This is a genomic window from Variovorax sp. 10L426 (assembly GCF_056395305.1).
Map to the genome: position 1 here is coordinate 147,125 of NZ_JBFTJF010000002.1, position 12,109 is coordinate 159,233.

Consider the following 12,109-nt stretch of genomic DNA (forward strand, 5'->3'; position numbering starts at 1 on the left):
AATCCGAGTTCACAGACCTCGTCGGCTCAGGGCTCGATGCGCTTCATCTTCGACGTGTCCATGCGCACCATGCCGAAGGCCATGCCGTAGAGCAGATGCCCTTCGGCATCGACCTTGATCGGCGCGTACATGCCGTTGAACATCGGGTTGGTGCCGGTGCGGATGCTCATCACTGTCTTTCCCGTGTCCAGGTCCATGCCGATGTGATGGCGGTCGCCCCAGCGGCCGGCGAAGTAGCCGTCGATGATGGCCATGTGGCTGCCACCGCTGATCATCGGGACGATCGAGATCGACGACACGTCGTTGCGCGACCATTGCTGGGTCCAGGCGTGCTTGCCGTTGTCCCACTTGAAGCCGGCCGCGCCGACCGGGCCGGGGCGCGTGGCGCCGTTGACCAGGTTGACGTAGTAGGGGGCGCGGCTGAGCATCGGCTCCTCCTTGCTCACGATGTTGTTGACCACGAAAGCCTGGTCGCCGTAGACGGCCACCGATTGCTCCGACTGCACGATGTCCAGGCCGGGGCCCATGTCGACCTCGATCTGGTCGGCGACGCGCGGCGACTGCGTGCCGGGCTTCTGCTTCCAGCCTGCTGGAATGCCGTCGCGCCAGAACGACACCAGGCGCATCTTCTTCGCGCCGTCTGTGATGACGACCAGCTTGTCGTCCTTGGGACCGAAGCCCATCAGCGTCGGCGTCGAGCCGGTGCCGTCGCCGATCTTCGGCGGGGGCATCTGGATGCCGCGGTCGTATTTCGCGGCCCAGGCGCCGCTGGCCTCGTCGTCGTGGATCTTGCCGTTGGCATCGACCACCAGCCGGTACATGGTGGTGTTGGAGGCCACGTACACGGCGCCGCCCTGGGCCTCCGGCCCGGTGGCGAAGCTGTTCATGAACGACTCGTCGGCGCCAGCGGTGGTGTAGGTGTCGATGATCTCGAGCGTGTCGCGGTTGAGCGTGACGACCTTGCCGCCCAGCGTGTTGACGACAAGGTAGCCGTTGAAGGTCATGCCCAGGCCGAAGGACATGTCGCCGGGCAGGTGGGTCTTGGCGCGGGCGCGTTCGTTGTCGAAGAGCGAGACGGGCAGGGTGGTGAAGCGCGCCGGCTTCATGCCGGATGCGGGGTTCTTCGGGTCTTGCTGGTCGATGCGGAACACCTGGCGGCCGTTGCAGCCGATGAAGGCATCGTCACGCGTCAGCACTGCGTACACGGCGCCGTTGGCGACCTGGTCGGACGATGCCGTCGCAATGCGGTTGGGTTGCGACGTCACGTAGTCGAGCAGGCCCTTCTCGTCCTTGGCTTCGATGAACTTCTGGATGGCGGCGGCCTGCGCGCGGCGCTCCTCGGCGGTCACGGGCGCGAAGTTGGGCAGCTTCACCGGAATGTCGGTGCGCGCGATCTCGACCAGCTTGCCGCCTTCGGTCTTCACCTTGCGCAGGCCGAAGCCCGACCACCACCACTGGATCTCCTGGCCGGCGACGGTGTCGCTCATCGAGGGCAGGCCGACCGATTCGTTCGGGATCAACTGCACCGACTCGGGCGTGACTTCAAAAGAGCCGCGCGGCACGGCGATGTCGGTGCTGTCGGAGGCGGCATCGTCCCAGTGCGTCTGGTTGTTGTGCGACTGCGCGAGGTAGGGGTTGTGCGCCTGGCTGAGCGGCGTGGCGGCCTGGGCCGACATGGCGGCGAGTGCCGAGACGGCCAGGGCCGTTGCAAGACGGAGGTGCTGCTTCACTTTGGATTCCTTGTTTCGTGGTGTGAATGGCTGTAGTCGGAACGCCACCCGTCTCCATGCCGTTGTCTCCAGCCGAGCGAAGTGCGCGCAGGGGAATGGTCGGCGCGCACGCCCTGGCAGCCCCCACCCGCCATGGGTAGCGGAGGGTGCAAAAGGACTAGGGCTTTCCCGCCACCCGAACCGGGTGGATGAGCTTCGTCAGGCGATGGCGCTGGACTCGATCCTGGAACTGCTGCGGTACTTGCCAGGCGAGGCGTTGAACCAGCGCTTGCAGGCCCGGTGAAAGATGCTCTGGTCGGAAAAGCCGAGCAGGTAGGTGGTCTGTGCCAGCGAGACGCTGCGCTGACGCAAGTACTGCTGGGCGAGCTCGCGGCGCGTACTGTCCAGCAATTGCTGGAAGGAGGTTCCTTCGTCCTGCAGTCGCCGCTGCAGGGTTCGCTCACTCATGCAGAGCGCAACGGCGACATCTTCGCGCTTGGGTTCGCCTTCGGGCAGCCTGCGCACGATCTCGGCGCGCGCGTCATGGGTGATCTTCATGTCGCCGAGCCGTTCGAGCCCTTCGCCGAGGAGGCGTTCGTGCATCTCGGCCAGCATGGGATTGGATGTCGGCAAGGGGCGCAGGAGGTCGGCGTTGTCGAAGATGACGCCGTAGCCCGCTGCATCGAAGCGAAGCGGGCACTGGAACGCATCGGCATAGGGCCGCATGTCTGCGGGTGCAGGCTGTGCGAGGTCCACCCGTTTCGGATGGATTTCGCGCCCCGAGATCCAGCGGCAGAACGCGATGAAGGTCATGAGATCGAATTCGTACCGCTGAGGCGGCACGGGCTGTTCGCCACCGTAGAGCTCGAAGCCGAGCCGGCACTCGTTGCCGGCCGGCTCGATCCTGACCTCGCCCGCCTCCGTCACGATGCGCAGGTAGCGCGCCAGCCGTTCGAGCCCGGCGCGCAGATTGGCGCAGGACATCATCGCGTAGCCCATGACCTCGAAGCTGGCGAGCTGGGCCATGCGCGGCGCCGTCAGCGCGATGGCCGGATTGCCGGAACGCAGCGCAGCCAGGCGCCACAGGCCGCTGACTTTCTCGGTATGAATGCGCGCATCCACTCGGGTGAGGCCGGCCATGTCCATGTCCAGCTCCTTGAACATCGCGTGCACGTCGAGTCCCTCCGATTCGAGCATGTCGACGATGCCGCCGACCCACGCCGCCGAAGTCGTGCGATTCCCGTGATGCCGCATGTCGATGTCTCCACGTTCCGCGTGCTGTATGCCGCAAAGCCAAAAAACTGGCCGCCATTGTCACTGACGGCATTGGCATGGATTTCTACGATACAGCCACACGAGACGAGAGGCACTGCGACGAACACCGATGAAGCCCGCAGCCCCATGTGCTCTCCCGGCCCGCGCATTCGTTCGACCATCCACGCAAAGGACAGCGTTTCATGAGATCCCAGCCCTGGCTCGCCAGCTACCTCGACTACGGCATTCCAGCCGACGTCGACTTCCACGCCCACCGCTCCGTGACGGCCATGCTCGAAGACGCGATGACGCGATTCGCCGGCAAGCCAGCCTTCCGCGCCTTCGGCCAGACCCTGACCTATGCCGACGTGGACCGCCAATCGGCTGCCTTCGCGGCATCGCTCCAGCACGAACTCGGCATCCGCAAGGGCGACCGCGTCGCGGTCATGATGCCCAACCTGCTGGCCTTTCCGATCGCCTTCCTGGGCATCGTGCGCGCCGGGGCGGTGCAGGTCAACGTGAACCCTCTCTACACGGCCCGCGAGCTCGAGCACCAGCTCAACGACTCGGGCAGCGAGGTCATCGTGGTCTTCGATGGCGCCACGCCCACCCTGGCCGAGATCCTGCCCCGGACGCGCATCCGATCGGTGATCACGGTCTCGCGCGGGGACGGCGGCAATGTCGCTCTCCCCGGACCCGCGGTGGACCCACGGATCGGCGAGAGCATCGCCTTCCCGGAGCTGCTTCGGCGGGGATCGACGCTGCAGCGCCGGCCGGTGGCGCTCGACGCGGCCGACCCGCTGTTCCTGCAATACACCGGCGGGACCACCGGCGTCTCGAAGGGTGCCTGCCTGTCGCACGGCAACCTGGTCGCCAACACGCAGCAGTTCAAGGCCTTCATGCCGGACGCGACCCGCGAAGGCGCCGAGGTCGTCGTGACCGCGATTCCGCTCTATCACATCTTCGCGCTCATGGTGAACTTCATCACCTACTTCTCGGTGGGCGCCGAGAACTGGCTCGTCGACAACCCGCGTGACATGAATGCCTTCATCGACGTGCTCAAGGAGGCGCGGCCCACCGTATTCATGGGCGTGAACACGCTCTATGCCGGACTGACGATGAGCCCCCGCCTCGGCGAAGTCGACTTCTCCAGGATGCGGCTGGCGGGCGGCGGCGGGGCGGCGGTTCTGGATGCCACCTCCGCGAAATGGAAGGGCATCACGGGCAGCTTCATCCGCGAGGGCTACGGCCTGTCGGAGACGAGTCCGGTGCTCAGCTTCAACCCGGAGGCGATCCAGCACTTCACGGGCACCACGGGCCTGCCCGTGCCCGGCACGGACATCAAGCTGCTCGACGAGAGCGGCAACGAAGTGCCGATCGGCCAGCCCGGCGAGGTCTGCGCCAAGGGGCCGCAAGTGATGAGCGGCTACTGGAACCAGCCGGAGGCCAATGCCGCCGCCTTCACCGAGGACGGCTACTTCCGCACGGGCGATGTCGGCGAGATCGACGAGCGCGGCTTTCTGCGGATCGTCGACCGCAAGAAGGACATGGTCATCGTCTCGGGCTTCAACGTTTTCCCCAACGAGATCGAGGCCGTGGTCGGAAGCTGCCCCGGTGTCGCCGAATCCGCCTGCATCGGCATCCCGGACGCCAGGACCGGCGAGGCGCTGAAGCTCATCGTCGTCAAGGCGCCAGGCGTCGCGCTGACCGCGGACGAGATTCTTGCGCACTGCCGCTCGAAGCTCACGGCCTACAAGGTGCCCAAGATCGTGAGCTTCACCGAGAGCCTGCCCAAGAGCACGGTCGGCAAGATCCTGCGGCGCGAGCTGCGCGACCTTGCCGCCTCTTGAACCTCCAGGGAGCATCGATCATGACCACGCTTTTGCAGGGCATCGCGACCCGACCCGACGACCTGATCGCCGCCGCAGGCGACATCGCCGGCCGCGCGTTCCGGGCGCCGCTGACTGTGCTCGAACATGAAGCGAACGCCGTGCGCGACCTCGCGCAGGTGATCGCGGGCCGCTCGGATATCGCGCCCGCTCCGGGCGACCGCCGTTTCAGCGGCGAAGGCTGGCAACAGAACCCGTTCCACAAGCGCTACATGCAGGGCTACCTGGCGTTGACGAACGCGGTGGGCGGCTTCATCGACGACCTGGGCCTGGAAGCAAAGAAGGCCCAGCGCGCCAAGATGCTCACGGGCCTCATGACCGAGGCCCTGTCACCGAGCAACGGGCTCCTGACCAACCCCGAGGCGCTGAAGAAAACGGTCGCGACCGGCGGCCGCAACCTCATCGACGGGCTAAAGAACTTCGCTGCCGACATGCGGCACAACGACGGCATGCCCGCGCAGGTCGACAAGAGCGCCTTCGAGGTCGGAGGCAACCTGGCCGTGTCGCCCGGGGCAGTCGTGTTCCGCAACGAGGTGCTCGAGCTGATCCAGTACCGGCCTTCGACCGCCAAGGTCCACGCGAGGCCGCTGATGCTCGTGCCGCCGCAGATCAACAAGTTCTACGCCTTCGACCTCGCGCCCGGCAAGAGCATGATCGAGTTCCTCGTCGCGAGCGGCTTCCAGGTCTTCGCGGTGAGTTGGCGCAACCCGACGCGCGAGCACGCCCACTGGGGCCTGTCGGAGTTCGTGCATGGTCTCGTGGAAGCGCTGGCCGCGGTCAAGGAGATCACCGGCAGCAAGGACGTGAATATCCAGGGCGCCTGCTCGGGCGCAATGACCGTCACTGCGCTGCTGGCGCATCTCGTGGCAAGGAAGGACCGCAGCGTCAAGTCCTTCTCGCAGATGGTCGCGGTGCTGCAGCAGGGCGAGGACTCGCAGCTCGGCCTGTTCGCATCGCCCAGGACGCTGGCCCTGGCCAAGGCCGCGTCAGCCGGCAAGGGCGTGCTCGAGGGCAAGGACATGGGGCGTGTCTTCGCATGGATGCGCCCCAACGACCTGGTGTGGAACTACTGGGTCAACAACTACCTGATGGGTAATGCACCGCCGGCCTTCGACGTGCTCTACTGGAACAACGACACGACCCGGCTGCCGGCCAAGTTTCACGCCGAGATCCTCGATGCGGTCGGCAAGGGCAGCTTCGCCGAGCCCGGCGCGCTGAACGTCGCGGGCACGCCGATCGACATCTCGAAGATCACCGTGGACCGCTATGCCGTCGCAGGGATCACCGACCACATCACGCCCTGGCGCGACTGCTATCGCACGGCGCACATGCCGGGCGGCAAGGTGACCATGGTGGTTTCCTCCAGCGGACACATCCAGAGCCTCATCAATCCCCCGGGAAACGCGAAGGCCAAGTACTTCGTCAACGAGGAAGCGCCGAGCATCCAGCCGGCGAAGCCGCACCAGGGACCTATGTGCACGAAACGAATGGCTGACTCGACCAGGGCCCGAGCCGCCACGAAGCGCGGCGCGTTCCGTTCAAGACTTCGTCACTGCGGCCGCGGGCTGAGGAGAAAACCTAAGCAAGCGTGATCTACTTCACGCCAAAAACCTACTGTGCCGTAGTTTTGTCATGTGGGCTTCTTAGCCTCGCATCGATGAACCACCCGAACTCTCGTCAGCGCCGCCGCCTGCTTCAGGCTGCGGCTGGAACCGCCATGCTGGGCGCCTTTGCAGGTGTGCCAGCAATGGCTGTCGCCCCATCACCCGGACCGCGGGTCACGCAGTTGCTTGATATGTCGCCCGACCAACAGGAGTTGTCGCGCGACTATGCGACCGGCATCCGCCTCGCATTTGCCGAACTCAGGAAGGCCAACCTTCCCGCACCGCAGCTCTACACCGTCGAGACGGACGGTACGCCCCTCGCGGCCCGAAACGCAGTCCAGCTCGTCAAGAACGACCCAGCCCAGGTGGCCTTGCTGGGATCGGTGGGCGAGGGGCTGGCGCTGGCCACCCTGAGTGAGGCCAGCCAAGCCAGGCTGGACATCGCCCACGTCGCGCCCTGGCTTGCCGATTCGCAGTTCGACGGCGATGCGCGCCTGTTCAGCCTCTTCGCTTCGAGGGAAGACCAGATTCGCTATGTGCTCAAGAACCTCGCCAATCTCGGCGTCTCGGAGCTCGGCATGGTGTACCCCAACCCCGCCCACGCCGAAGCCCTTCGAGCGGGCACCGAGGCGATCGGCGAGAGGCTGAAGATCAAGGTTCGCAGCCTGGTCATTCCAGTCGGGCAGGATCCGGCGGTCTTCGCGTCGAAGGTGCGTGCGGACGCGCCTTTCTTCCTGGTCTTCATGGGGGAGGGCATCGAGCTTGCACAGTTCACCCGTGGCCTGAGCGGGCGCGGCGTGCAGCGCTACGTCGTGTGCCTCGCCGACGTGGACAGCAACACCTTCATGCAATTGAACCCCGGGAAGTCGGTCCCCATCATCTTCACGCAGATCGTGCCCAACCCGCACTCCAGCAAGGTAGCGGTGGTGAGGGCCTATCGCGATGCGCTTGCGCGCCTGTTCGATGAGCCGCCATCGCCGATCAGTCTCGCTGGTTACCTGGCCGGCCGTTACGCCGCGCAGGTGATCGCGGGTGCGGGGCCCAATCCGACGCGGTCGAAGGTGCTTTCGGAGTTTCAGCGACGCAAGCCCATCGAGCTGGATGGATGGCGCGTCGAGTACATGAACGGATCGCGTGCGAGCAGCTTCGTCAGTCAGACGCTGCTGAACACGCAAGGAGCGTTCATCGGCTGAGATGACGTCCTGTCAGTTGCAATCTGCCGTGGCCGCCACTGAGACTCACTGTCTCAACGCCACGGCCGCCCCCGCCGCTTCCCGGCAGGGCCGCAATGCGGGCCGCAAGTTGCAGTGAACGCGTTCACAAACAAGGGGATGCCGATGCGCAAGTTCGCCGCGAAGCCAGCATCCAGCCGGCGATCGACGACGGGCACGTCTGCCATCGGCGCGGCTCCCTTCATTGCATCCAAACGAGGCTCCGGCAAGGCGTTGGAGCCTGCGGTTCAACGGGACATGGAGCGACACTTCGGCCACGATTTCTCGGCGGTCCGCGTGCATGCGGAGGGCACCGCTGCAGATAGCGCCCGCGCACTCGGCGCACTGGCCTACACAGTCGGTTCCGACGTTGTCTTTGCGCCGGGAGAGTACCAACCTCGGAAGGCTGCCGGCGTGCAACTGCTCGCCCACGAACTGACCCATGTCGTGCAGCAAAGTCGTGGCGGCTCACCGCCCGGCCGAGCGCAAGAGCAAGATGCCGAAGCCGCAAGTCGGGCAGTGAGTTCAGGCATCAAGGCGCGTGTGCAGGCACCAAGCGGGATCGGGTTCGCAGCCCAGCCCACTTCGTCTGTTCCTGATCCAGACGAATACGTACCGGTCACGGGCGCGCCCGAGCACAAGCCACTGCCGGAGACGACGCCGGAGGTGCTGGGCAGAACGGACTTGGACGAGATCCTGACGACCAATACGAGGCTCCGAGCGCGCGTCGAGAGTGTGGCAAAGGAACTCGATATCGACCCCGGGCTCCTGGCTGCCGAGCTCTTGGCCGAGGAGGGAGCCTCCGTATGGTCGGGTACATCCGGCACGGTGCCATCGGAGAAGCTCGGGCTGGACGACTGGTTCGGAAAGGGCGAGAAGCCTCAACTCAAGAGCGTCATCGCAGCACATCCTGGTCTTGGACTGAAGTACGACGATGTCAAACCTACCGGAGAAAGCTGGGACACGTCGACCGAGAAGAAGGGAGGCGCGCTGAAACCGCGAGGACAGCTGGATGCGGACAAGGCCGTCGCTGCCTTCGGCGTCTACTTGAAGATGCAGGAAAAGGTGCTGCGCGGCGCCATACAGTCAAGGGCCTCCGCATTGCGTAACTCTGCCGTCCGATCGCTGGATGATTTGACCCCGGAGCAGCGGCTTACAGTTCTCAGGGTGGGGCTGAACGCGGGCGTGGGCGTCGCGCTAGACCTTTTCTTGCGCCTCTCGAAGGGTGGAGATATCCCACGCTCCGGCAAGACGACCCGCGACGCGACCAACGCATCGCGGACGGCGGTACTCCATATGGCGCGGGCCATTCATCTTGCCCAGGCGATCTTTGGCCGCTCGCCGAGCGACTACAGACCTCCTGCGGTACCGATAACCAACAGGGAGGCGGCCGTGATCTTCGATCATCCGGAACTCAAGAAGCTTCCGGACTACATCGTCCCCCACCACTACTAGGGAAATCCCGAATCCGGCAGAACGGCTTTCCATAGCCTGCAGCCGACACTCACACGACTTGTCGTAGCGCAGTTGGGCCCTGCGCTGCTGAACGACAAGAAATCTCCTTTGAAATCAAGTACTTGGGCGGACCGACGCCCACCGCCGGCAGTGGCACGACGGTTGCTCTTGCTTGCGGGACACCCGGATTAGCCAAGGAGACAACTGATGAAGACGCCCAACGCGACACTTTCGCCGCCCGCCGTATCGACAACCCACAAGGGCTTTTGGCCCGAGGGTTGGTGGAAGCTCATGGAGTTCCGTATCGGCATCATTCCACTGCCGATCTACGTGTTGGCGGGCGCGCTCATCGCGGGCCTCGTTGCCACCGGCAAACTGCCCAACGAGATTTCGCTTGCGATTGTGATGTTCGCCTTCTTCGGCTTCACGCTGGCCGAGATCGGCAAGCGGATTCCGGTGATCCGCAACATCGGCGCCGCGGCCATATTCGCCACTTTCATCCCCTCGGCACTCGTCTACTACCAGGTGCTGCCGGACCAGATCGTGAAGGTCACGACCGACTTCACAAAGGTCAGCAACTTCCTCTACCTGTTCATTGCGTCCATCATCGTGGGAAGCATCCTGAGCATGGACCGGCAGGTGCTGATCAAGGGCTTCCTGAAGATCTTCGTACCCCTTGCGGCGGGCACGGTTGCCGCAGGCGCGGTGGGCACGGCCGTGGGTACGGCGCTCGGACTGGGCGCGCACCACACCTTCTTCTTCATCGTCGTGCCGATCATGGCCGGCGGCGTCGGGGAGGGTGCCATCCCGCTGTCGATCGGCTATGCCGAGATCCTCCACCAGGACCAGGGCGCTCTGTTTGCGACGGTGCTTCCCCCCGTCATGCTCGGCAGCCTGACCGCCATCATCCTGGCGGGCACCTTGAACTTCGTGGGCAAGCGCTACCCGCACCTCACCGGCGAAGGCCGCCTTCAACCCGGCGAGCATGACGACATGGACACGTCGAGGGAGGAGATCACCGGCCACATGGACGTGACGCACATTGCCGCCGCCGGCATCACCGCATTGACGCTGTATCTCGTAGGCATCATGTGCCACCGCCTCTTCGGCCTGCCCGCGCCGGTCGCGATGCTGTTCATCGCAGTCATCGTGAAGCTGACGCAAGCGGTCTCGCCGCAACTGCAGGAAGGCGCATTCGTGGTCTACAAGTTCTTCTCGACGGCCGTGACCTACCCGCTGCTGTTTGCCATTGGCGTGTCGCTGACGCCATGGGACAAGCTGATCGCCGCCTTCAACCTGCCGACCATCATCACCATCGTGGCGACGGTGGTGACGCTGATGTCGGTCGGGGCGGTCGTCGGCAAGCTCATGAGGATGTACCCCATCGAGGCCGCCATCGTGAACGCATGCCACAGCGGCCAGGGCGGCACGGGCGACGTGGCCATCCTGACGGCGGCGAACCGCATGACGCTGATGCCGTTCGCGCAGATCGCAACCCGCATCGGCGGCGCGATCACCGTGACGGTCGTGCTGATCGTCCTCGCGCGCATCTCCTAGCGCACGACCTCCGGCGCGCATCCTGGCGCGCACCTTCCAGTCAGTCGGTACCTGACGCGCCTTCCCAGGCGCGCCACGCCTTTCCTTTGTTTCCCTCTTTGTTTCTTTGGAGTCATCATGCAAGTCACAGGTATGTTGCACGGAGCAAAAATGCTCCAGTTCGTCGGGTTCCCGACGACCGAGGTCCTGGGGCCAAGCGCCAGCGAGGAAGAGATCAAGGCGATGCTCGACAAGCACAAGCTGATCTTCATCAAGCCGGTGTTCAAGGGCGGCGTCGGCAAGAAGGGCAAGGCCGGCCTGATCGGCAAGGCGAAGGACCTGAAGACTGCGCTGGCCGAAAAGGAGCGCCTCTACTTCGTCGAGCACCGCGTCGGCAACGTCGTCTCCAAGGCCAATGGCGTGACCTTCGAAGCCGGCGTGCCGGCCGAGCACGAGATCTATTTCTCGATCACCGACTCCACCCATTTCCGCGCGCCGACGATGACGCTCACGCATCACGGCGGCATGGACATCGAGGAGCTCGACAAGACGCAGATCGTGCAGATTCCCTTCGATCCGCTGACCGGCCTCAAGGCCTTCGTGGTCGCCAATGCACTGTCTGCGCTCGGTGCGCCCAAGCAGATCATCTCGCCGCTGGTGCAGCAGTTGCCCAAGCTGTGGGAGCTGTATCACGACTTCGGCATGACCACGCTGGAGCTCAACCCGATCCGCATGCGCGAGGACAAGAAGGGTCGTCTCACGCCAATCGCCTGCGACTTCAAGTGCGGCTTCGACCGCGACGATCCGCGCTGGCAGCGCCTCAACCTGCCGAACAGCCTTTTCGCGGTCGACTACTCCGATTTCGAGCAGGAGATCAATCAGCTGCGCACCTACCAGGGCCAAAGCGATGTGTACGTGATCAACTCGCGCGGCACCATCCTCGCGCCCACGTTCGGCGGCGGCGCCAACTCGCTGGTCACGCAAATGCTGGGCGACCAGGCCATCATCTCTTCGGACTTCGGCGGCAACCCACCCTACGAGAAGATGAAGGAGGTGGCTCGCATCTGCTTCAAGCACTGGATCAAGCAGACCAACGTGCTGTTCATCATCGGCGGCAAGTCGAACAACACCGACATCTTCGAAACCTTCCGCGCCATGGCCGACGCGCTGCGCGAGCACTTCAGCCAGCATGGACCGACGCCCCTGTATGTGGTGATCGGCCGTGGCGGACCCAACCTGGTTCGAGGCATGGGCGCGATGCGCGACACGCTCGACGCGCTCGGCGTGCCCTACAACTTCTTCGGCTTCGATTCGGACATGAGTGAAGTGGTGCAGTACGCCAGGCAGATCGACGAATGGATGAAGGCCGGCGGACGCGAGCAGATCGCCGCCCGCCTCGGCATGAACGCGCTGCAAGCCGCCTGACCGCAACCCCCAACACTCTCCAGGAG

The 12,109-nt window shown here is 64.7% G+C and carries 8 protein-coding genes; 6 read left to right on the top strand and 2 right to left on the bottom strand.

Going from position 1 to position 12,109, the window contains the following annotated elements; genetic code table 11:
• Window positions 1–26 precede the first annotated feature (26 nt).
• Both AC1DHL_RS03375 and AC1DHL_RS03380 read right to left on the bottom strand, forming a co-directional pair.
• Window positions 27–1,730 carry a hypothetical protein gene (locus tag AC1DHL_RS03375; protein WP_478160640.1) on the bottom strand — a complete coding sequence of 568 codons (1,704 nt, stop codon included), beginning with the start codon at window positions 1,728–1,730 and terminating at the stop codon, window positions 27–29.
• Between the two features lie 198 nt (window positions 1,731–1,928).
• Window positions 1,929–2,963, bottom strand: coding sequence for an AraC family transcriptional regulator (locus AC1DHL_RS03380; RefSeq protein WP_478160642.1), 1,035 nt, complete (start codon window positions 2,961–2,963; stop codon window positions 1,929–1,931).
• Between the two features lie 203 nt (window positions 2,964–3,166).
• On the opposite strand from AC1DHL_RS03380, the gene AC1DHL_RS03385 reads away from it, so the two are divergent.
• From AC1DHL_RS03385 to AC1DHL_RS03410, 6 genes are all read left to right on the top strand, one after another.
• On the top strand, window positions 3,167–4,813 hold the full coding sequence (locus AC1DHL_RS03385) for an AMP-binding protein (RefSeq protein ID WP_478100118.1): 1,647 nt from the start codon (window positions 3,167–3,169) through the stop codon (window positions 4,811–4,813).
• A 20-nt stretch (window positions 4,814–4,833) separates the two neighbouring features.
• Window positions 4,834–6,444 (top strand): alpha/beta fold hydrolase, encoded by a 1,611-nt coding sequence (locus AC1DHL_RS03390; RefSeq protein ID WP_478160644.1) that lies wholly within the window; start codon window positions 4,834–4,836, stop codon window positions 6,442–6,444.
• A gap of 203 nt (window positions 6,445–6,647) precedes the next feature.
• The gene (locus AC1DHL_RS03395) at window positions 6,648–7,649 is read left to right on the top strand and encodes an ABC transporter substrate-binding protein (RefSeq protein WP_478160646.1); all 1,002 of its coding nucleotides are present in this window, start codon (window positions 6,648–6,650) and stop codon (window positions 7,647–7,649) included.
• A gap of 144 nt (window positions 7,650–7,793) precedes the next feature.
• Window positions 7,794–9,122 carry an eCIS core domain-containing protein gene (locus tag AC1DHL_RS03400; RefSeq protein ID WP_478160648.1) on the top strand — a complete coding sequence of 443 codons (1,329 nt, stop codon included), beginning with the start codon at window positions 7,794–7,796 and terminating at the stop codon, window positions 9,120–9,122.
• 207 nt (window positions 9,123–9,329) lie between these two features.
• Entirely contained in the window at window positions 9,330–10,679 is a 1,350-nt protein-coding gene (locus tag AC1DHL_RS03405; protein ID WP_478100126.1) for a 2-hydroxycarboxylate transporter family protein, read from the top strand.
• Between the two features lie 117 nt (window positions 10,680–10,796).
• Complete coding sequence (locus tag AC1DHL_RS03410; protein WP_478100128.1) at window positions 10,797–12,083, top strand: ATP citrate lyase citrate-binding domain-containing protein; 1,287 nt, start codon at window positions 10,797–10,799, stop codon at window positions 12,081–12,083.
• Window positions 12,084–12,109: the final 26 nt, after the last annotated feature.

What these genes read in the sequence shown, in the direction of transcription:
- AC1DHL_RS03380 (WP_478160642.1), bottom strand. Translation starts at nt 2,963, where the DNA reads ATGCGGCATCACGGGAATCGCACGACTTCGGCGGCGTGGGTCGGCGGC.
- AC1DHL_RS03385 (WP_478100118.1), top strand. Translation starts at nt 3,167, where the DNA reads ATGAGATCCCAGCCCTGGCTCGCCAGCTACCTCGACTACGGCATTCCA.
- AC1DHL_RS03390 (WP_478160644.1), top strand. Translation starts at nt 4,834, where the DNA reads ATGACCACGCTTTTGCAGGGCATCGCGACCCGACCCGACGACCTGATC.
- AC1DHL_RS03395 (WP_478160646.1), top strand. Translation starts at nt 6,648, where the DNA reads ATGTCGCCCGACCAACAGGAGTTGTCGCGCGACTATGCGACCGGCATC.
- AC1DHL_RS03400 (WP_478160648.1), top strand. Translation starts at nt 7,794, where the DNA reads ATGCGCAAGTTCGCCGCGAAGCCAGCATCCAGCCGGCGATCGACGACG.
- AC1DHL_RS03405 (WP_478100126.1), top strand. Translation starts at nt 9,330, where the DNA reads ATGAAGACGCCCAACGCGACACTTTCGCCGCCCGCCGTATCGACAACC.
- AC1DHL_RS03410 (WP_478100128.1), top strand. Translation starts at nt 10,797, where the DNA reads ATGCAAGTCACAGGTATGTTGCACGGAGCAAAAATGCTCCAGTTCGTC.